Source organism: Mesorhizobium sp. B3-2-1 (assembly GCF_006439515.1).
In the GTDB taxonomy this organism is placed as follows: Bacteria; Pseudomonadota; Alphaproteobacteria; order Rhizobiales; family Rhizobiaceae; genus Mesorhizobium.
The window spans coordinates 120,834-140,135 of the sequence record NZ_VFTI01000006.1 but is presented as its reverse complement, the minus strand read 5'-3'; the positions used below and the strand labels follow the sequence as shown (position 1 = coordinate 140,135).

At 61.7% G+C, this 19,302-nt stretch carries 19 protein-coding genes; 10 read left to right on the top strand and 9 right to left on the bottom strand.

The features are described 5' to 3' along the window. The first annotated feature begins 7 nt into the window (after window positions 1-7). The 3 genes from FJW08_RS08660 (at window position 8) to FJW08_RS08645 (ending at window position 2,641) form a co-directional block, all read left to right on the top strand. Window positions 8-592: a DUF1214 domain-containing protein gene (locus tag FJW08_RS08660; RefSeq protein WP_140762929.1), complete on the top strand. Its 585-nt coding sequence runs from the start codon at window positions 8-10 to the stop codon at window positions 590-592. Next, entirely contained in the window at window positions 585-1,154 is a 570-nt protein-coding gene (locus FJW08_RS08655; protein ID WP_140810146.1) for a DUF1254 domain-containing protein, read from the top strand. The genes FJW08_RS08660 and FJW08_RS08655 overlap by 8 nt, the downstream gene beginning before the upstream one ends. Window positions 1,155-1,615: 461 nt before the next feature. Then, window positions 1,616-2,641 carry a hypothetical protein gene (locus FJW08_RS08645; protein ID WP_140810145.1) on the top strand — a complete coding sequence of 342 codons (1,026 nt, stop codon included), beginning with the start codon at window positions 1,616-1,618 and terminating at the stop codon, window positions 2,639-2,641. Here FJW08_RS08645 and FJW08_RS08640 read toward each other — a convergent pair. From FJW08_RS08640 to FJW08_RS08630, 3 genes are all read right to left on the bottom strand, one after another. After that, window positions 2,619-2,966: a DUF1491 family protein gene (locus FJW08_RS08640; RefSeq protein WP_127871331.1), complete on the bottom strand. Its 348-nt coding sequence runs from the start codon at window positions 2,964-2,966 to the stop codon at window positions 2,619-2,621. The two genes, FJW08_RS08645 and FJW08_RS08640, sit on opposite strands and share 23 nt — an antisense overlap. A gap of 70 nt (window positions 2,967-3,036) precedes the next feature. Beyond that, on the bottom strand, window positions 3,037-3,819 hold the full coding sequence (locus tag FJW08_RS08635; protein WP_140810144.1) for a peptidoglycan-binding protein: 783 nt from the start codon (window positions 3,817-3,819) through the stop codon (window positions 3,037-3,039). Next, window positions 3,794-5,545, bottom strand: coding sequence for a HAMP domain-containing sensor histidine kinase (locus FJW08_RS08630; protein ID WP_140810143.1), 1,752 nt, complete (start codon window positions 5,543-5,545; stop codon window positions 3,794-3,796). The genes FJW08_RS08635 and FJW08_RS08630 overlap by 26 nt, the downstream gene beginning before the upstream one ends. Window positions 5,546-6,079: 534 nt before the next feature. Here FJW08_RS08630 and FJW08_RS08625 point away from each other — a divergent pair. Then, entirely contained in the window at window positions 6,080-6,430 is a 351-nt protein-coding gene (locus tag FJW08_RS08625) for a DUF5330 domain-containing protein (protein ID WP_140810141.1), read from the top strand. Window positions 6,431-6,530: 100 nt separating this feature from the next. Next, a complete protein-coding gene (locus FJW08_RS08620) occupies window positions 6,531-6,959 on the top strand; it encodes a SufE family protein (RefSeq protein WP_140762903.1) in 429 nt (142 codons plus the stop codon). A 272-nt stretch (window positions 6,960-7,231) separates the two neighbouring features. Here the strand turns inward: FJW08_RS08620 and FJW08_RS08615 are convergent, their stop codons facing one another. After that, window positions 7,232-7,657: a MucR family transcriptional regulator gene (locus FJW08_RS08615; protein WP_027143963.1), complete on the bottom strand. Its 426-nt coding sequence runs from the start codon at window positions 7,655-7,657 to the stop codon at window positions 7,232-7,234. A 609-nt stretch (window positions 7,658-8,266) separates the two neighbouring features. On the opposite strand from FJW08_RS08615, the gene FJW08_RS08605 reads away from it, so the two are divergent. The 3 genes from FJW08_RS08605 (at window position 8,267) to FJW08_RS08595 (ending at window position 11,565) form a co-directional block, all read left to right on the top strand. After that, a complete protein-coding gene (locus FJW08_RS08605) occupies window positions 8,267-10,366 on the top strand; it encodes a S9 family peptidase (protein ID WP_140810140.1) in 2,100 nt (699 codons plus the stop codon). Window positions 10,367-10,385: 19 nt separating this feature from the next. Continuing rightward, window positions 10,386-11,012 carry a LysE family translocator gene (locus FJW08_RS08600; protein WP_140810139.1) on the top strand — a complete coding sequence of 209 codons (627 nt, stop codon included), beginning with the start codon at window positions 10,386-10,388 and terminating at the stop codon, window positions 11,010-11,012. 151 nt (window positions 11,013-11,163) lie between these two features. After that, window positions 11,164-11,565 carry an SET domain-containing protein-lysine N-methyltransferase gene (locus FJW08_RS08595; RefSeq protein WP_140810138.1) on the top strand — a complete coding sequence of 134 codons (402 nt, stop codon included), beginning with the start codon at window positions 11,164-11,166 and terminating at the stop codon, window positions 11,563-11,565. Here the strand turns inward: FJW08_RS08595 and FJW08_RS08590 are convergent. The 4 genes from FJW08_RS08590 to FJW08_RS08575 all read right to left on the bottom strand — a co-directional run bounded on the left by FJW08_RS08590 (window position 11,562) and on the right by FJW08_RS08575 (window position 14,905). Then, window positions 11,562-12,512, bottom strand: a complete 951-nt coding sequence (locus FJW08_RS08590) for a cytochrome c (RefSeq protein WP_140810238.1) — start codon at window positions 12,510-12,512, stop codon at window positions 11,562-11,564. The two genes, FJW08_RS08595 and FJW08_RS08590, sit on opposite strands and share 4 nt — an antisense overlap. Before the next feature lie 33 nt (window positions 12,513-12,545). Next, complete coding sequence (locus tag FJW08_RS08585) at window positions 12,546-12,983, bottom strand: cytochrome c (RefSeq protein ID WP_140810137.1); 438 nt, start codon at window positions 12,981-12,983, stop codon at window positions 12,546-12,548. A gap of 263 nt (window positions 12,984-13,246) precedes the next feature. After that, the gene (locus tag FJW08_RS08580) at window positions 13,247-13,849 is read right to left on the bottom strand and encodes a superoxide dismutase (RefSeq protein WP_140762889.1); all 603 of its coding nucleotides are present in this window, start codon (window positions 13,847-13,849) and stop codon (window positions 13,247-13,249) included. A gap of 177 nt (window positions 13,850-14,026) precedes the next feature. Continuing rightward, entirely contained in the window at window positions 14,027-14,905 is an 879-nt protein-coding gene (locus FJW08_RS08575; protein WP_140762886.1) for a branched-chain amino acid aminotransferase, read from the bottom strand. Between the two features lie 155 nt (window positions 14,906-15,060). On the opposite strand from FJW08_RS08575, the gene FJW08_RS08570 reads away from it, so the two are divergent. Together FJW08_RS08570 and FJW08_RS08565 are read left to right on the top strand one after the other, a co-directional pair. Further along, the gene (locus FJW08_RS08570) at window positions 15,061-15,723 is read left to right on the top strand and encodes a haloacid dehalogenase type II (protein ID WP_140810136.1); all 663 of its coding nucleotides are present in this window, start codon (window positions 15,061-15,063) and stop codon (window positions 15,721-15,723) included. 171 nt (window positions 15,724-15,894) lie between these two features. Then, window positions 15,895-16,719 carry a L,D-transpeptidase gene (locus tag FJW08_RS08565; RefSeq protein ID WP_140506114.1) on the top strand — a complete coding sequence of 275 codons (825 nt, stop codon included), beginning with the start codon at window positions 15,895-15,897 and terminating at the stop codon, window positions 16,717-16,719. Between the two features lie 63 nt (window positions 16,720-16,782). Here the strand turns inward: FJW08_RS08565 and FJW08_RS08560 are convergent, their stop codons facing one another. Next, window positions 16,783-19,296, bottom strand: coding sequence for a CoA transferase (locus tag FJW08_RS08560; protein ID WP_140810135.1), 2,514 nt, complete (start codon window positions 19,294-19,296; stop codon window positions 16,783-16,785). Window positions 19,297-19,302 lie beyond the last annotated feature (6 nt).

Below are 19,302 nucleotides of genomic sequence, written 5' to 3'. Positions count from 1 at the left end.
GCCCTTCATGCTCAAGAACGCCTTCCTGATGCTGATTTCGCTTGCCATAGCCGTTGGCGGGGGCGGCGCCAGCGTCTGGTACGCGCTGAAGATCCAGGACGGCGTCGGCGCGATCAGGATCGGCCAGTGGACCGCCTTCCCCGATATCGGCACACCGGCGGCAGATCCCTATTCCAAGGCGCGAGTGGCGCGTGAGGGCGTGCTGGCGCTCGGCCGCGCCGAAGGCCTATCCTTCGTGGCGGAAAACGATGCCGCCGGCGACCAACTCAAGCGGGAATGCACCTACAGGATCGAGGGTGGATTTCCGACAGCCCGGTTCTGGACGCTTTATGCCGCCGATCAATCGCTCGGCGTCGTCGAGACCGGCAAATCGCGGCTTGCGGCGCTCCAGTCCTACGCCGTGCTGCGCCAACCGGACAATTCCGTGATCATCTCCGTCGGCCATCACCCGATGCCGGGCAACTGGCTTCTGACCGACGGTTCGGGAAGGATGTATTTCGTCCTGACCTTCTACGACACGCCAATCGCCAGCAGCACCGGCCTATCGGACGTTTCGCTGCCCAGGATCGTGAGGGCGGGCTGCGATGCGTAGTTTGCGAGCCGCCTTGCGCAGGCTTCTGCATGCCATTCTGCTCGGCCTCGTCGGCGCCGGCATCGTCCACATTATCGTCCTGCTTCTGGTGCCGGAATTTTCGGAACGTGACGCCTGGTCGCGTCTCTCCATGGCCTCGGATCTCTACAGGATGAACCGGCTGGATGCCGAAGCCGGCGGCGCGCCGGTGGTGAAATCGGTCGACCCGCTGTTCTATGCCACGGCCTGCCGCTTCGACCTCGAGGAAGGAATGGTCCGGATCAAGGCGCCGGGAGACGTCCCCTTCTGGTCGGTGTCGGTCTATGACCGCAGCGGTCACAACATCTATTCCTTCAACGACCACACGGCGACGGGCGGCAAGCTGGATGCGGTCGTGCTGACGCCGGCGCAGATGATCGACGTGCGCAAGGACCTGCCCGAAGGCCTGCAGGGAGCGATTTTCGTCGAGGCGCCCATCGACGAGGGCATCTTCGTCATCCGCAGCTTCGTGCCGGACGAGAGCTGGAAGCCGATCGTGTCGCGCTTTCTCGATCAGAGTTCCTGCGAGCTGCAGGATTTCTAACCCGCAATCCTCGACCGCAGATCCGGAGCAGACGGGCTGACGAACCACGCCATGGCTTCAGCAAGCTCAGTGGTGCGGCACGGGCGTCCGTGGCGATCCTGGCTTGTCTGGCCCCGCAGGCCGCACTTCGCCGGTGCTGGACCGCTCATAGCGGATGCCGGGAAATATGATTACGGCCGCCGGTATTTCGGTGGTTTGCTTGGCTCGATTGGTCGGTGCCGCACGCGGCACGAAAGACAGTACCATGCCCATGGTTCGCGCATTCCTCTCGGTTTCCCCGGAGCACAACGCAACGCCTCCAAATATCATTAAGGCCGGCAGAGGGTTAACGGAGCGCTAACGGATCGCCGCTAACTTGATCTTTGTTCCCAGGTCAGAACGTTCTGACCGAGGTAATCGCGAAACCGACATAGTCCCGGTGGCGCGAGGCCAGGTGTGTTTCTGTTGCAGGCGTATCCTTCGTGTCATCTTCGGACTTCAGGCAAATCGCGATAAGGACGGAATCGGGAAAAGCCGAAAGGTTGTTCCGCGCCGCCGTGTCGGCATTCTGCTCGCTGACCCGCCCGTCGCGCCGCGAGATCGGGCAGCTCGAAGACCTGACGCTGCCGCTGTTCGACGATGTGCCCGTCGAATCGCGGCGCTACGTGGCAGCCGCCCTTTCCGAATGCGAATATGCGCCCGCGGCCCTGGTGCGGCGCCTCTGCGAGGAGTCGGTCGACGTTGCCGCCCCGCTGCTCATCCGCTCACGCGCGGTCAGCGATATCGACCTGATCGCGCTGATTGGCCGGCACGGGCTGCCGCATGCGCGCGCCATATCACGGCGCAAAGACCTGAACCCGACCATCGCAGATCTGATCAGGGCGCTCGAACGACCGACCCTGGTGCGGGTGCGGGATCCGGAAGCAGCCCCGGCGCAAAGCCTTGCCGTGAAAACGAAGGCGACGGCGGACAGCGCGGAAACTCAGCAGACGCCCGGCGTTGCCGCCGAGAACGCACGGCGCAGGCTGCGCTCCATGATGCACACCGGCGACGAAGCCTTGGCGGCGAAGGTCGATGCGTTCCCAGGTGCGGATACTTACGTCAAACTGCGCGAGACGGCACTGACGGGAAACGCCGCGTTCTTCCAGACCGCGCTAGCGGACGCCCTCGACATTGATTTCTCGATCGCGCGATCGCTGACCGCCAACCAGAATTATGCGCCGCTGCTTGCGGCGCTGCGCTCGCTCGACTTCAGCGAGGACCGGGCATTCCTGATCACGGTTGCCGTCTATCCCGGCCTGTTCCCGCATCCGCAAGCCATCCGCACCTATCTCGACCGTTACCGCCTGCTGCATCGCGATGCAGCCCTGGACAAAGTGCGGGGATGGAAAGCCGAAACCCTGTCCAGGACGGCTCGCGACGCTTCGCCGACAAACGTCGACAGCCGCAAGACCTCCAACAGCGACGAAGCCGACGCTCCCGGCCTCAGGGCGTCTTCACGGAAATAAGCTCCTCGACGGGAACGCTCCCGGCCTCGATCTCGACCACCCAGATGTCGGGATCGAATTTTTTCTCGCGCTCAAGTCTGGCGTCCAGCACGGCGGCATCATCGCCGGTGGCGAGAAGGCTGAAAAAACGGTCCTCTGGCTTGGCCGAATCGTAGCTTGTCTGCGGCGCCGGCCCGTAGAGAGCCGTTTCACCCATCCTGCCCCGGGCCAGGATGAAGACAGCCCCGGCCTCGGTCGCACCGCGATTGACCACGGCGGCAAATCCGCCGGCGCCGAAAACGCGGCGCAACAGGGCCGAAACCCACAGATCAGCGGTTACGCGCATGGAAGACTCCCGACGACATGCGGGCTCTCTATCGAAATTTCGTAAGCAGAGCGAGCCGTCGTTTCGGCCGTCAGTTGGTCAGGCCGATCTCGCGCATCTTGACGTAGACGATCTCGTCGGGCTCGCCGGTCTGCGGCAACCCGAACAGCGACTGGAATTCCTTGATCGCCGCCTTGGTGCGCGCACCGACGACACCATCCAGTTGCATGTCGTCATTGCCGAAGGCCTTGAGCCCGGCCTGGATCTTGACGATGCGGGGATCAGGCCCCTGCGAAGCGGCATTCGTCTGTGCCTCATTCGTCTGCAAGGAGACGGGAACGGCGGCCGGCGCCACATTGGGACGAGGCTGCGGCTTGGGCACGGCGGCGGTCTTTGGCGTTGCGCCCAGCTGGTCCAGCAGCAGCGCGTCGATCTCGCCCGAAGCGTTCAGCCCGACCTTCTGCTGGTATGCCTGTATGGCCTTGCGCGTGTTGGGGCCGGAAATGCCGTCGACGGTGCCTGAATAGAAATCGAGATCCTTCAATATGCCTTGCACCTGCTCGACCACCGGATCGCCCTTGATCGGGGCGGGCGCGGCATTGGATCGCACGATGTTGATCGTCGTCTCCGGCTCGTCGGCTGCGGCGTGCGGAAAGCCCTGGAAATTACGGGTGGCGAAAAACGCCCCGGCGTGCGGGAAAGGCTGATACCACAGCGCGTTCGCCGAGACGTAGAACAGCGTCACCAGGAATGCGGTCGATCCTCCCACCAGGACGGGATTGCGCGAAATCATGCCGCCGACGGCGATGGCGCCGTCCTGAAAGGCGTTGCTGCGGCGTTTGACCGCCTTAGCCTGTTTTGCGGAGCGAGCCATTTGCGTCCCCTTTCGCCCTCGTCACCGGCATCGTCAGCACTCCGGTCGGGTTGGCGGGGCGTCCCTTCGGCCCGCTGACCGGCAGGCTGATGGTCACCGTGGTGCCCTCGCCCGGCATGCTTTCGATCGACATGGTCCCTTCGTGCAAGGTCACCAGCCCCTTCACCAGGGAAAGGCCAAGACCCGTCCCCTCGAAACGGCGGGTATAGTCGTTCTGGATCTGCATGAAGGGTTTGCCGAGATTGGCGAAATCCTCCTCGGCAATGCCGATGCCGGTGTCCCTGACCCAGAAATGCAGACGTGAGCCGATCCGCTTGGCGCCGACGACGACATCGCCGCCGTCGGGCGTGAACTTGATCGCGTTGGAAACGAGGTTGATGAGCATCTGCTGTACGGCGCGGCGATCCGCATTGATATCGCCTGCGTCGGGGGCGATCTGAGTCTGCAGGTCGATGTTCTTGGCCTGCGCCTGCAGCCGCATCATCGACTGGCACATGTCGACGGCTTCCATGAACCGGAACGGCTCCGGTTCGGTGGCATAGGCGCCCGATTCGATCCTCGATACGTCGAGTATGGATGTCACGACCGCCAGCAAATGCTGGCCCGAATCGCGCACGAGGCCGACATATTCCTTCTGGCGCGGGTCCTTGAAGGCGCCGAACATCTCGTGCAGCAGCATGTCGGAGAAGCCGATGATGGCATTCAAGGGTGTGCGCAGCTCATGGCTCACCACGGCAAGGAAGCGGCCCTTGGCCACTTCGGCGGCGGCGGCCGTCTCATTGGCTTGCGCCAGTTCTTCGCGCAGCCGCGCGGTCTCGTCATTCTCGCGCAGGACAAGCGTGAAGACGTCGCTTTGTTCCTCGCCGCGCAGGAGTTCGAGCGCGAATGGCTGATAGTTGTCGGCCACAAAACCATTTCCGGCGTGAGCGCCGTTGCCAGTCTGGGGCAGCCTGATGCGCAATTCGAGGCGGCGCGACAGTGCGCCGTCACGCATGTCGGCCAGGGCGCTGAGATAGGAGACACGGTCCGACAGGTGGACGCGATCGAAGAGGCCCGTTCCGGACAACAGCTCAGGCGGCAATTTAAGAAGCGTGCGCGCTTTGGCGGACGCATCCACGACTTCGCCGTGGCGGGCAACCCGCAAGACCACCGCGTCGATGATGTCTTCCAGTCGGTCACCGGCATCGACCGTATCGGCCGCGCCGGCGGCGCCGCGAAACGCCGATATGCGCGGGATGAGGGTCAGCGCCCAGGCCAACGGCACCAGCCAGTGCCAGGCGGCGATGTGCGCGTCCGCGAATGGAAGGAAGGCGGCCGACAGGGACTGAAGGGCGATGGCGATGACGGCCGAGGCGCCTCCCCACAATGCCGCACGCCGCGAGGCGCCGATCCAACAGGCTTCGAATGGCAGCGCAAGCGCAAGCATGGCGACAGGTGAACTCAATCCGCCGGCGGCACCGATGAGACCGCCAAGGGCAATCGCCGCCATCGCCAGGGCGATGGGTCCCGCGGCGGCCATCTTGCCCGTCGCTGCTACCAGCAGCGCGACGAACCAGCACAGTCCGAAGGCCGCGAAGATGGCGGCCATGGTCACGGCCGCCCCCATGCCCGATGTAACCAGCGTGACCGCGGCACCCGCTGCAAAGAACGGCGCGGCCAGCATGACCCCGATGAAACGGCGCTGGCGCTCGCGGTCGCTCCGCCCGAGAACGCTGGGATGAACCATGCGTTCACAACCGGCCGCCATTGCGCCAGGCAATTCAGCGTATCTGGCCTCGATCGGCATCAACTCAACGCACTCGCACTCGTCGTGAACAGCTCTGCTTTCGCAGATTGTCTTGGTTGGCTTTGAAACTCGCATTCAGCGTTTAAGGAATGGATAAGGCAGGGCCGACCAAGGCCGGCCCTGCGGCAAATATCGGGATGACGGCGGCCAAAAACCCGGGCAAATGCAGCCATAGTAAACGGAGGGTTATTCGCGAACGCCCGCCATCAGCGGCCCAGAAGCAGGAACGGGATCGCCTTCGTTTGCGAAAAATATCGTATAAACAATTACATAGATGGTTATCGGATGGTAACGAGAATCGTTCCGATACGAAACAAATCGACAGCAAAAACGCTTCGTTTCGAGTTTGCCTAAAATTTGAGGAAAATTCTCGGCGATCGTGCAAGCCGTCCTTCGTGCCTGCGTGCCAACATCCTGCCCATAAAAGAGGTCATGCCATGTGATGCATGATCCGGTCACGACGAGAGGCGAGGCATGTTCTTCCTGATAAGAATGGCTTTCTGGTTTTCACTGGTGCTGCTGGCGCTGCCGCTGGGTGTCGGGTCCGATGAAACGGGCCAGGAAAGCGTCGGGCCCATCCAGGCCCTGTTCGCGGCGCGCGACGCTGTCGGCGACATCGCCGGGATATGCGAACGCAAGCCCGATGTCTGCGAGACGGGCAAATCGGCGATGCACACCATCACCGCACGAGCCAAGGAGACCGCCAAGATCGCGGCCGCCATGCTGGACGACAAGTCCGCCGGCCCCGACACATCGACAATGACGGGCAGCGTGCCGGAAGAAATCGTCCTGCCCGAAACGGTCAATCTGCCGATAAAGAATTAAGCCGTCTCGACGGCGCACCGCGGACCGTCTGCCCTCTCGACGCCTGCGGTGTCCTTGTTTTTTCCGTGACGCGGCGCTGCCGCATCACTATATCCGGGTCATGACGACCACGATCCAGACGATCCGAGACGACTTCTCATTCCTCGAGGAATGGGAGGACCGCTATCGTTACGTCATCGAGCTTGGCGAAGCGCTGCCTCCCTTCCCCGATGCGGAGCGTAACGCCGTCAACAAGGTGCCAGGTTGCGTCAGCCAGGTCTGGCTTACCACCGAACGGGGTCCGGGCGCCGATCCCGTCATCACCTTTACAGGCGATTCGGACGCCCATATCGTGCGCGGACTGGTAGCGATCATGCTGGCGCTGTTTTCCGGAAAGTCGGCCAGCGAAATCCAGAAAACCGATGCTGAAACGACGCTGAAGGCACTCGGCCTCGACGAGCACCTGTCACCCCAGCGCGCCAATGGCCTTCGCTCGATGGTCAAGCGCATCAAACGCGACGCTGAGATGGCGCTCGCGCAGACTGCCTGACAGGCTTTCTGCCTGCGATCTTCTTTGTTTTGACGCAATTCCAAAAGCGTTTCGCGTCGAAACGGATTCAGGCGACGCGCTTTAGGTCTTTGTTTTTGTGCATGTCGTCTTCCCAAAACCGAGGTCACTTTTGGGCGACATGCATTAGGGAAAGCGCAACGCGCTTTTCCCGGGAAAACCGGTTCACACTTTCATGGAATTGCTCTCGCCCGCAAAATCAAACGGCGCCCGAAGGCGCCGTTTGATTTCAGTTCTAATCCGGCAAGCCGCGACTACCGCGCCTTGCGCTTGCGGCCAAGGCCCATCTTCTTGGCAAGCTGCGAACGGGCCGCCGCGTAGTTCGGGGCAACCATCGGATAGCTTGGGTCTAGGTTCCACTTTTCGCGATACTGATCGGGCGTCAAATCGTAGTGGGTCATCAGGTGACGCTTGAGCGACTTGAACTTCTTGCCGTCCTCAAGACAGACAATGTAGTCGTCATGAACCGAGCGCTTCGGGTTGACAGCCGGCTTCTGCTTGTCGGCAGGCGGCTGTTCGACGGTTCCGCCCACACGCCCGAGAGCGGCATGGACATCGGATATCAGGTTCGGCAGTTCGCCGACCGGCACGGGATTGTTGCTGACATAGGCAGCCACCACATCGGCGGTTAGCTCGATCAGCGCATCATTGTTTCGGGAAGGTGTTTCGACAATATCCATGGTCTTCAGGCCCCAACAAGAGTTACGTCGGTCTGTGCCCTTTTTTACAATCAGGGCATTGCACGAATTTTGCGCAGATAGAGCTGCGACGATTCGTGTCACGGGGACATCAATGCGACCACACGTCAAGTAAGTCAATTCGCTCCGCGCATTATATTTAGGAATGATGATCAACTATTCCGGGATCAGCTTCAATCTTTCGTGCGCCATGTAATTTTTCGATATTTCGGTCGCCAAACCGACAAAGGCTGACGTTGGGTCAGCTAACCGTTACATTCGCGATAACTCACAAAGCAAGTTTCAATGCTCCGGTTTTCTTGGCGGCCAAACCGACAAGCTTGGTTGTTCATATCTGTTCACAAAACCACAGGTTGCCAACCCATTGCGCACTGGCCACTTGCCAAGCCGCGAATACGGTCGCATGAGACTGGCCGGCAAAGACCAGAGTTAGCAAAACAACGGCGAAGGCCGCAGTAATACGAGACCGAATGGTCATCTTCTCTCCTCCCGGCCATCTCATGGGCCGTCACCACCTCTACGCCACGGCTCTTGAACCGCCCTGATCGGCGTGTTCATTCGTCGTTCAAGATATTTCCAGAGCGAGACTCAATGACCAGGACTTCCCGATTTCCAATCGTCAACCCGCCTGCCCCCGAAAAAAGGCCGGTCTCCGACACACATCACGGCATCACGCGAACTGACGAATATGCCTGGCTCAGGGCGGATAATTGGCAGGAGATGTTCAGGGATCCATCGTTGCTCGATCCTGGGATCCGCGCCGAACTCGAAGCCGAGAATGCCTACCAATCGACGCTGATGGCCGACACATCGGATCTGCAAAAGCAGCTTTTCAAGGAAATGAAGGGCCGCATCAAGGAAGACGATTCTTCCGTTCCCATGAAGGACGGGCCTTACGCCTATGGGTCTTCCTTCAAGCTTGGCGGCGAGCAGCCGCGCTATTTCCGCATGCCGCGCGATGGCGGACCCGAGCAGATTCTGCTCGACGGCGACGCCGAGGCCGAGGGCAAGGCCTATTTCCGGCTCGGCGGCGTCGAACATTCGGCCGATCATCGCAAGCTCCTGTGGGCCTTCGATGACAAGGGTTCCGAATTCTACACGCTGCGTGTGCGCGACCTTGCCGATGGCAAGGAACTGGCGGACCAGATTCCCGCCACCGGCGGTTCGGGCGTGTGGGACGCGGGCAATGACGGGTTCTTCTATACGCGTCTCGATCCAAACCACCGGCCGTCGAAGGTGCTGTTCCACGCACTGGGGCAGGCCCCTGAAAACGACCGCCTGATCTACGAGGAAACCGACCCCGGCTTCTTCATGAACGTCGACGGGACCCGCAACAATCAATGGATCATGATCGGCATCAATGACCATGAGACTTCGGAATACCGCCTGCTGAGCGCCAGCGATCCGTTTGCCGAGCCTAAGCTGGTTTCGGCGCGCGAGACCGGCCTTCAATATGAGCTGGAGGAAGGCGGTGATATCTTCTTTGTCCTGACCAACGCGGGCGGTGCCAAGGACTTCAAGATCATGACGGCGCCGGCGAGCGATCCGGTCCGCGCCAACTGGCAGGAACTGGTGCCGCATGAACCGGGCCGGCTGATCCTGTCGGTGATCGGATTCAAGGACCACATGGTCCGGCTCGAGCGCAAGGAAGGCCTGCCGCGTATCGTCGTGCGTGACCGTGCCAGCGGCGAAGAGCATCTGATTTTCTTCGATGAGGAAGCCTTCTCGCTCGGCCTTTCAGGGTCCCTGGAATACGACACCGAGATGATGCGCTTCTCCTACTCGTCGATGACGACGCCGTCGCAGATGTTCGACTACAACATGCGCACCCGTGAGCGCGTGCTGCTCAAGACCCAGGAAGTGCCGTCCGGCCACGACCCCCACCACTACGTCACGAGGCGGCTGATGGCGCCCGCGGCCGATGGCGAACTGGTGCCGATCTCGCTTTTGCATCACCGCGACACGCCGCTGGACGGCTCCGCGCCTTGCCTGCTCTACGGTTATGGCTCCTACGGCATTGCCGTGCCGGCCGCCTTCAATACCAACTGGTTCTCGCTGGTCGACCGCGGCGTGGTCTTTGCCATCGCCCATGTCCGCGGCGGCAAGGACAAGGGTTATGGCTGGTACGATGACGGCAAGCGGGCGCACAAGATGAACACCTTCACCGATTTCATCGCCTGCGCCCGCCACCTCGTTGCCGAACGCTATACCACGCATGACCGCATCGTCGCGCAAGGCGGCTCGGCCGGCGGCATGCTGATGGGCGCCGTCACCAATATGGCGCCGGATTGCTTCGGGGGCATCGTGGCCGAGGTTCCGTTCGTCGATGTGCTTACCACCATGCTCGACGCGACGCTTCCGCTGACCCCGCCGGAATGGCCGGAATGGGGCAATCCGATCGCGTCGGCCGATGATTACCGGACGATCGCCGCCTATTCGCCCTACGACAATGTCGCCGCGCTCGACTACCCGTCGATCCTGGCGCTCGCCGGTTTGACCGATCCACGCGTCACCTATTGGGAGCCGGCCAAGTGGGTGGCGCGGCTACGTGACCGCAAGAGCGGCGACAATCCGGTGTTGTTCAAGATCAACATGGATTCCGGCCATGCCGGTGCGTCCGGCCGGTTTTCGCGCCTGGAGGAGATCGCCTATACTTATGCCTTCACGCTGAAGGTGACGGACAAAGCATAGCTTACGGAGGAACGCCGCGGTGATCGATCTGTCCACATTGATAGCCTACATCGCGGTTGTGTTCGGCTTTGTCTTCATTCCGGGTCCTGCCACGCTGTTGACGATCGCGCGCGCGACAAGTTCGGGAACGAGGGTCGGGATCGCCACCGGCGCCGGGATCGCGGCCGGCGACGTGTTTCATACCGTCATGGCGATGGTCGGCATCTCGGCGATCATCGCCACATCAGCGACGCTGTTCAGCATCGTAAAGTATATCGGCGCGGCCTACCTCGTTTACCTTGGCATTCGCGCCATCGTCGAGAAAGCGCCGACCGATCCGACCGCCGGCGCGGTTGCAATCTCCGCCGGCAAGGCGTTTCGACAGGCCGTCCTGACCGAGGTGCTCAACCCCAAGACCGCGCTTTTCTTCCTAGCGTTCCTGCCTCAGTTCGTGCGGCCCGAAAACGGATCGGCGATGGTTCAGTTGGCCGCATTGGGGATCATCTTCGTCGTGCTGGGCCTATTCAGCACAGTGGTGTTTGCCGTGAGCGCAGGGCGGCTCGGCAGTTTCCTGCGCCGAAATCCGACGATGCTGAAATGGCAGGGCAAGGTTGTCGGCGGCATCTATTGCGCCTTGGGTGTCCGCCTGGCCTTGCAACAGCGCTGAGGCCAGGCGGCCCAGGTTTGCCGGCAGCCATGATGATCATGATTTTTTGAGTTCCGCCCGGCTGATTTTCGCTCGCAATTGCGACGGTCGCGCGCTACCCAAAGCACGATTTTCCCGGGCAACGAAGCCCGAACTCGCACAAGGGTCCATTATGCTGCTCGTCGACGTCTATCTCGACAAATCGCCGATCCAGGGCATCGGCGTGTTTGCCAAGAAGCACATTGCCAAGGGCACGCTGGTCTGGAAGCTCGACCCCCGGTTCGACCGGATCATCGACGTCGAAACCTATGAGAGCGAGACCGGGCCGGTGAAGAACTATCTCGACCGCTATTCCTACCCCGACCGGCGCGATCCGGCCTATATCGTCTTCGAAGCCGACGACGCCCGCTACATGAACCATGACGACGAGCCGAATTGCGATGTCTCGTCGCCCGAGGAAACCTACGCCTTGCGCGACATCACCCCGGGTGAGGAATTGACCTGCAACTACCACCATTTCTTCGAAACGGGCTTCGATTTCCTCGGCGATCGCCACCTGGAATCCGAAGATTAGTTCGTGCTTTTCTTGCGGGCCGGATAGCCGTTGGGGTGCGGCGGCACCGCTTTGAGATAGGCGGCAATCGCCGCACGGTCGTCCGCCGTCAGCTCGGCCATGTTGCGCTGCACGTCGACCATGGCGCCGCCGACGGAATCGAAATCCGGCGTGAACCCGGTTTCGAGGTAGTTTGCGATGTCGGACGCGGACCAGCTGCCGATACCCCCCTCACCCGAAGTGACGTTCGCCACGACGCCCGAGCCCTCGGCGGCCACGGCACCGGCCAGCCATTGGCCCTTCCTGATGCCGCCAGCCAAGTCGCGCGGCGTATGGCATTCGCCGCAATGACCCGGCCCTTCGACCAGGTAGCGGCCTGCCATCACGGGTTCCGGCGTGCCATCAGGCAGGGGAATGACAGGCTGGTCGCTGAGATAGAGGCGCTTCCATAGGCCGATGCCTCGCCGGATGTTGAACGGGAACGCCAACGAATTGCCCGGCGCCTTGCCGGCGACGGCGGGAAGCGTCTTCAGGAAAGCGTAGAGGTCGGCGACATCAGATGGTTTCATGCGCGCGTAAGAGGCATAGGGGAATGCCGGATAGAAATGCTCACCCGTGGGCGAAACACCCTTCAGCATGGCATTGGCGAGATCCTCGACCGACCATGCGCCGATGCCATCCTTGGGATCTTGCGAAATGTTGGGCGGAACAAAGGTGCCGAACGGCGTCTTGAGTTCAAGCCCGCCCACGAGTTGAAGCCGTGCATCGCCCTGCGACCCGGGTTTCGCGTGGCAGGAGGTGCAGCCGCCGGCATAGAAGATGCGCTTGCCGCGGGCAACATCGCCGGGGCCGAGTTGGGCCAGGGCCGTTGCTTCCAGCCTGACCGGCGCCGACAGCAGCCACCCGGCGGCCGCGCCGGCGATGCCAAGAACGAGGGCTGCGCCGGCGAGCTTCCTCAGCCATGCCATGGCTGGCGATTTAAGCCATGCCATGTCAGGAGATCAGCCCTTCTTAACCCTGTAGCCCTGATGGCAGGTGCCACAGTCCGAGCCGATGGTTCCGATCTGCGTCTTCAGCGCGTCGACGTCGGCCGGAGCGGTTGCGACCGTGGCCTTGACCTTGGCGAGATACCTATCCTCGGTCGCCTTGAAGCCGGCCATGTCTTCCCAGATCTTTGGCGCCGCCGTGGTGTCGCCGGCATCGCTGCCCTTCGGGAACAAGGCCTCTACGTCGAATTTCTCGGCATTTACCTGCAACGCCTGCAACTGCGTCAGCACCGCGGCGGCATCGAAGGGCTCCTCGCCTTTGGCCACTTTCGACAGGCCGCCGACGATCTTTCCGCGTTCCTTCATCAGAGCCTGCCGGTCGAGGATCGGATCGGCAAAGGCGGCCGACGCGGCGAGCGCGAGCATGGAGATGGCGATGACAAGCTTTCTCATTCATTTGGCTCCGTGAGAAGGTATTTCAGGATAGGACGTTAACGGATGCAGGAGGAGGAATATTCCCTTCTCTCCGCATGGATTTGGACGACCCTACAGCATGTCGCGGCGAATAGGATTCGCACGACCTGCTGTAAGCTTCTGATTTTATGCATGTCGTTGTCCCGGAACCGACGACACTTCCGGGCGACATGCATTAGCTGCGGTGGGGCTTCGACATAAAAAGAAAAGGCCCGGGGTGCCGGGCCTTTTCGGAAGATCGATCAGGCATTTGCCTTTTGGTAGAGTTCGAGCACGTGATCCCAGTTGATCAGGCTGTCTACGAAGGCCTCGAGATATTTCGGGCGAGCGTTGCGGTAGTCGATGTAATAGGAGTGCTCCCAGACGTCGACGCCGAGGATCGGCGAGGCGCCGTGAACGAGCGGATTTTCGCCGTTCGGCGTCTTCGAGATCGCCAGCTTGCCGTCCTTGACCGAAACCCAGGCCCAGCCCGAACCGAACTGCGTCGTGCCGGCGGCGATGAAATCAGCCTTGAACTTGTCGTAGCCTCCGAGATCGCTGTCGAAAGCCTTCTGCAGCGCGCCAGGCAGCTTGTTGCCGCCGCCGCCCTTCTTCATCCACTTCCAGAAATGGATGTGGTTGTAGTGCTGCGCGGCATTGTTGAAGAGACCGGCATTCTTGCCGAACGACTGCTTGACCACTTCTTCGACGGAAAGATCGCCAAGGCCGGCTTCGGCGGCGAGCTTGTTGCCGTTGTCGACATAGGCCTTGTGATGCTTGTCGTGGTGATACTCCAGCGTCTCTTTCGACATATAGGGCTGCAGGGCCTCATAGTCGTAGGGCAGAGCGGGCAATTCGAAAGCCATGGGTAGTACTCCCTCGTGGAAAATCCGGTGTGGATACCGGAGTAAGATAGGTCGGGGTTGAGCTGGAACAACTCCGGAAGTGGAGCGTCGGTTCCCTTTCTAAGCGGGTTCCCGAGAACTGTCACACGCTTTTCCCGCGGCCAACCGCGCAGCGACAAAAAGGCCGGACTGGCCGCCTCAGCCAGCCGAGGTCGAATGCGCCCAATCCCAATAGAGTTCGCGTGCCTTCTTGGCCACCGGGCCAGGTTGCAGGTCGCGGTCCTCGATGCGGGTGATCGGCACCACCTTGGAGTGGTTGCCGGTCGAGAAGATTTCGTCCGCTTCGAGGAAATCCCGCACCGACAGCGTCTTTTCGGTCGTCCTGAACCCATAGTCGCCGAGCAGCGCCATCGTGCGCGAGCGGGTAATGCCGGACAGGAAGGTTCCATTGGGCGCCGGCGTCAGCACATGGCCGTCCTTGACCAGGAAGATGTTCGAACTTCCGGTCTCCGCGACATTGCCCAGCATGTCGAGCACAAGCGCGTTGTCGAAGCCGCGCGCCTTGGCCTCGAGGATGGCGCGGCCGTTGTTGGGATAGAGGCAGCCGGCTTTGGCGTTGGTCGGCATGGTTTCGATGGTCGGGCGCCGAAACGGCGACACGGTCACGGAAAAGCCTGTCGGCGAAATCATCGGCGATTCATAGAGGCACAGGCAGAAACGGGTCGAGGCGGGATCGGCCGGCACGCCCATGTAGCCGCCATGCTCGGCCCAGTACATCGGCCTGATGTAGACCGCCGTCTTGCCGTCGAACTTCTTCAATCCGTCCCAGGTCAGCCCGACGATCCGCTCGGGCGTCATGTTCGGCGCCAGGCCGAGCGCGGTCGCCGAGGCATTGACGCGTGCGGCATGAAGTTCGAGATCGGGCGCGACGCCCTCGAACCAGCGAGCCCCGTCGAACACGCTGGTGCCGAGCCACATGGCGTGGCTGCGCGGTCCCAGAATGGCGACATTGCCTTCATACCAATCGCCATCGACGAAAGTCCATGTCGCGGATTGCGCCGCCGCAGCCAGTGTCATCGCGTTTTCCTGTTCCGGTCAATCTTGTGTGACAACATTGGATGATGCTTTGGTCGCTGCCGTCAACCAGCATCGGGGAGTTTTGTTGAGGCCAGCGACGGGTGCGAGGCAATCAAGGCTTGCACCTTGTCCCGCCTCGCCTCAAAACTGTTGCCATGCAATACGCCGCCTATGTTTTCGACGCCTATGGCACGCTGTTCGACGTACACGCGGCCGTGCGCCGCCATGCAGACGCGATCGGACCGGACGGCCAGCTCCTGTCCGAAGTCTGGCGCGCCAAGCAACTCGAATACTCCTGGGTGCGCACGCTGATGGGCGCCTATGCCGATTTCTGGCAGTTGACGGAACAGGCGCTGGACTTCGCCTTGCGTAAGGTCCCTTCGGCCGATCCGAGCCTCAAGGCGAAACTGCTGGAAGCCTATTGGAGGCTGGACTGTTACCCCGAAGTGCCGGCCGTGCTGAAAGCGCTCAAGGCTTCGGGCGCCAGGCTGGCGATCCTCTCCAATGGCTCGCCCGAAATGCTGGAGGCGGCGGTCAAGTCAGCGGCACTCGACCAGGTCCTGGACGACATCTATTCGGTCGATGCGGCGCGTCGCTTCAAGACCGATCCAGCAGTCTACGACATTGTCGCCACGGGATGGCGCCTCTATCCCGGCGCGATCTCCTTCCAGTCCTCCAATCGCTGGGACATCGCGGGCGCCACCAAATTCGGCTTCCGCACGGTTTGGATCAACCGCTCCAACCAGCCGGAGGAATACCGGGACTTGCCGCCGGCCCTGATCCTGCCGTCGCTGGAGGCACTCGTATCCGGCGCCTGATAGACCTGTGGCTCCAACGCCACAGTGGCGGCGCAGTCACAGCTTCGCCTTTGTTTGTCCACGTTCGAGCCAGAATCGGAACCGTCTATCGCCTCAGGTGTTGTCAGGCACCCGTAGCGGACGTCGGCATGTTGACGCTTTGTTGCGATCTGAGTCTTAAAGAAGGCAGCCATGTCCATAACCGAAATCGAATCTTATCGCCTGAGCCGTCGCGGCTTTCTCAACGCCGCAGCCCTGGGCGCCGCCTCGATCGCGGTTTCGGCATGCGCCACCACGGGACCGGGGCCAGCCGAGCCGCCGCCGCCAACCTATGTCGAGCCTCCGCTCGCCGACTATGCGTCGATGTACGCGGCTGTCAGCGATGGCGGCTTCGATCTGCCGGCCATCCCCGTCGACAGGATCGATCCGCAGTTCCTGCGCCAGATTGTGCCCGATCCGACCGGACAGAAGCCGGGGACCATCGTCGTCGATACGACGGGCCATTTCCTCTATCTGGTTCGCCCGGGCGGCCAGGCCATCCGCTATGGCGTCGGCCTCGGGCGCGCTGGCTTCGAATGGTCGGGCGACGCGGTCGTCCAGTGGAAGCAGAAATGGCCGAAATGGACGCCGCCGGACGAGATGGTCGCTCGCCAGCCGGAATTGAAGCAGTACAGTGCCGACAATGGCGGCATGCCCGGAGGCTTGAAGAACCCGCTCGGGGCGCGCGCGCTCTATCTCTTCCAGGGCAATGTGGACACGCTCTATCGCCTGCACGGCTCGCCGGAATGGCGTTCGATCGGCAAATCGGTGTCGTCGGGCTGCGTGCGCCTGATGAACCAGGACATCATCGACCTTTATGATCGCGTGCCGTCGAAAACGCCGGTCATCGTCACCAGCGACGCCCGCCAACCGATGGTGGCGACGGCCAATCACAAGGCCATCCCGATCGACGCCGGCGTGCCGGACGGATCGGTCCTGCTCGGACCGGTCAAAGCGGTGACGGACGCGATTTTCTGAGTTGATCGATATCCAAGGCGGCGAACCACGCCGCCTTGGAGTTTGAGCCATTGGTGTCTGTTCTCAGCCTGGCAAATAGGCGCTGCTCCAGGAAACACTGGCGGCACCCGACTTCAGCATTCTGTCGATTTCAGCATCGTCATAGCCGACGGCGGCGAGAACGGTGCGTGTCGAGGCGCCGTATTTCTCTGCCGACGCAAGAGCATAGACCTTTCCCTCACTGGGCCGGACGGCGAAAGGATCAAGTTGGGTCACCGCGTGGCCGCTCGGGTGATCCGGGAAGACGGAGAATGAGTAACTGCCATATTCGGTACCAGGCCTGCCGTCCGCCATCCTTGCGTTCCGGCCCCGGATCGTCTCGATGTTCTCGCAAGGCGATGCACCGATATCAGCCTCGACAAGGCGCTGTTGCCAAATCTCGGCCGGTTCGGTCATGAATATCTTGGCCAGATGGGTCTCCCGGTCGGGCTCCGGTATCGAAGCCAGCCCTGTCAATCCCTCTACTGTCTCGAAGCGTGGTAAGTCGGCGTCCGACGCACATAGCAGGATCGAACCACCGGACGCCGTTTCATAAAGCCGGGACAATGGGTCGAACCCTTTTGTCTCGCGGCCCGCCGGTTCGTCGAATGGTCGGCGGCCCTCATAGTCGTAGCAGAAGGGGATCTGCGCCAGCCCTGTCAGCGCCGACAGCGACGTGCGTGGCCGGCCGACAACGCCGGTTGTGGATTTCTGGAAAAGCGCGGCAGCCACGCCGACAGCGGCGCCAAAGCCGCACATGACGTCGATGGTGCCGACATGGGCATGTTCTTCCGGCGTCTGCATCGATCCCCCAAACCGAAGCATGATGCCGGTCGCCGCCTGAACCAGATCGTCATAGCCAAGATAGTTGGTGCGCGGTCCGACGCGGACGCCACTGAAGCAATCGAGCTGACAGAAAATTGCGTCGGGGTTGAGGGCTCTCATCCCTTCGAGGTCGAGTCCCATGACTTCGACCTGACGGTCGGTGGCGTTCCAGACGACGACATCCACGGACTTGACCAATCTCTCGAATGCCTCGCGCCCGTCAACGGTTGCGATATCCAGCAGCGCGGATTTTTTGCCGCGCATGTGGGACATGCCAAAAATCACCGTGTTCCAGCAGTCGTAGAACGGTTTTGCCGGATCGATCTTGATCACCTCCGCGCCGAAGCGGGCGAGGTACGCGACCGAGTGCGGGCCCGCGATGACGTTGCAGAGGTCGAGTATCTTGATGCCGTCGAGCCAGCCGACCGAGGCATTGGCGGTTGGAACAGGCGGGAGCTGCCGTTTCACTTCAGCCAGCCTTGCCTGGGCCTCGGCCACGGTTACCCAGCTACGCGGCACCGGGTTCAGCATGGCTTGCGCACTTTCCTGCAGCCATACCATCGGCCCCGGCTGGATCATGCGGCCCAGTATGGGATCGTCGACCTCGATCATCAGGCCAGTTGCCCTGGCATGATCGTCGGCGATCCATTCCTGCAGCCAACGCTGCGGTGCTCCCGGAAATAACCCCTCGCCGAAAATGCGCTCCCATTGCGCCGCAGTGCGGGTCAGGAAAACCGCTTTCATCCTTGCGGCAATCTTGTCGGCCCAGAATTTCGGCAAGGGATAGACGCCGAGCGACGCGTCCGACGACCATTCCGAGACGGGAAGATAGGTGTCGTCTTCCTCGCGGAGCCCTTCACTCACGAGTTCATCGTAAAGGCCCAGCGTCTGCAGGCAGCGTTTGGCGTGGTTCTTGTGGCTTGGGCAGACGACGTAGAACATCCGACCGTCGCCGCACATGTAGCTGCGATAGAAGGGATCGAGGAATTCCTGCAAGTCGCCATAGGACATGTCCATCGGCAGGCCTTCCTTGCGGCGCCGTTCGATCTCCCGCTCGCGCTGCGTCTGATAGCGAAGCGGATAGTCTTCGATCCTGATGGAGTTGTAGGACAAGCCCTCCATCACCGCGCTGGCGAGCGGCACTTCGATATGATCGCCGTGTCCGGTCCGCTGGCGACTTTGAAGAGCCAGAACGGTTGCGGAAGCAGCGAGCATGGTGCCATAGGCGGAGGCCAGGGGCAGCGGCGAAAAGGACGGATTGATCCCCATCAGCACCCGGTTGAGCCCCATGTCCGTGAAGACGCCGGACGAGGCCGCGATAACGGTCTCGAAGGCGCGCCAGTCGCTGCGCAGTTGATCGTTCGAGGCGAAGCCGGGGATCGATACCGTGATCAACTCGGGACGGACTTTTCGCAGCGCTTCGAAGTCGATGCCGAGCCGGGCCAAGACTTTGGGCCTGAAATTCTCGATGACGATGTCGGCTTGGGCGACCAGCGCGTTCGCCTCGTTCAAGCCTGCTGCGGTTTTCAGGTCGATCGTGACGCTCAACTTGTTGCGGTTGAGAATTGCATTGGCCGGATTGTCCCAGAGCGGACCCGAGGGGGGATCGACATGAACGACACTCGCACCGAGATCGCCCAGGATCATGGCCACCGCGGGACCGGCGATGTACTGTCCGAATTCGATGATCTTGATGCCGGACAGCGGCAGTGCCGAACGCGAAATCGATGTCATGGCGGT

What these genes read in the sequence shown, in the direction of transcription:
- FJW08_RS08660 (WP_140762929.1), top strand. Translation starts at nt 8, where the DNA reads ATGCTCAAGAACGCCTTCCTGATGCTGATTTCGCTTGCCATAGCCGTT.
- FJW08_RS08655 (WP_140810146.1), top strand. Translation starts at nt 585, where the DNA reads ATGCGTAGTTTGCGAGCCGCCTTGCGCAGGCTTCTGCATGCCATTCTG.
- FJW08_RS08640 (WP_127871331.1), bottom strand. Translation starts at nt 2,966, where the DNA reads ATGCGCGTAACCGCTGATCTGTGGGTTTCGGCCCTGTTGCGCCGCGTT.
- FJW08_RS08635 (WP_140810144.1), bottom strand. Translation starts at nt 3,819, where the DNA reads ATGGCTCGCTCCGCAAAACAGGCTAAGGCGGTCAAACGCCGCAGCAAC.
- FJW08_RS08630 (WP_140810143.1), bottom strand. Translation starts at nt 5,545, where the DNA reads ATGGTTCATCCCAGCGTTCTCGGGCGGAGCGACCGCGAGCGCCAGCGC.
- FJW08_RS08625 (WP_140810141.1), top strand. Translation starts at nt 6,080, where the DNA reads ATGTTCTTCCTGATAAGAATGGCTTTCTGGTTTTCACTGGTGCTGCTG.
- FJW08_RS08620 (WP_140762903.1), top strand. Translation starts at nt 6,531, where the DNA reads ATGACGACCACGATCCAGACGATCCGAGACGACTTCTCATTCCTCGAG.
- FJW08_RS08615 (WP_027143963.1), bottom strand. Translation starts at nt 7,657, where the DNA reads ATGGATATTGTCGAAACACCTTCCCGAAACAATGATGCGCTGATCGAG.
- FJW08_RS08605 (WP_140810140.1), top strand. Translation starts at nt 8,267, where the DNA reads ATGACCAGGACTTCCCGATTTCCAATCGTCAACCCGCCTGCCCCCGAA.
- FJW08_RS08595 (WP_140810138.1), top strand. Translation starts at nt 11,164, where the DNA reads ATGCTGCTCGTCGACGTCTATCTCGACAAATCGCCGATCCAGGGCATC.
- FJW08_RS08590 (WP_140810238.1), bottom strand. Translation starts at nt 12,512, where the DNA reads ATGGCATGGCTGAGGAAGCTCGCCGGCGCAGCCCTCGTTCTTGGCATC.
- FJW08_RS08585 (WP_140810137.1), bottom strand. Translation starts at nt 12,983, where the DNA reads ATGAGAAAGCTTGTCATCGCCATCTCCATGCTCGCGCTCGCCGCGTCG.
- FJW08_RS08580 (WP_140762889.1), bottom strand. Translation starts at nt 13,849, where the DNA reads ATGGCTTTCGAATTGCCCGCTCTGCCCTACGACTATGAGGCCCTGCAG.
- FJW08_RS08575 (WP_140762886.1), bottom strand. Translation starts at nt 14,905, where the DNA reads ATGACACTGGCTGCGGCGGCGCAATCCGCGACATGGACTTTCGTCGAT.
- FJW08_RS08570 (WP_140810136.1), top strand. Translation starts at nt 15,061, where the DNA reads ATGCAATACGCCGCCTATGTTTTCGACGCCTATGGCACGCTGTTCGAC.
- FJW08_RS08565 (WP_140506114.1), top strand. Translation starts at nt 15,895, where the DNA reads ATGTCCATAACCGAAATCGAATCTTATCGCCTGAGCCGTCGCGGCTTT.
- FJW08_RS08560 (WP_140810135.1), bottom strand. Translation starts at nt 19,296, where the DNA reads ATGACATCGATTTCGCGTTCGGCACTGCCGCTGTCCGGCATCAAGATC.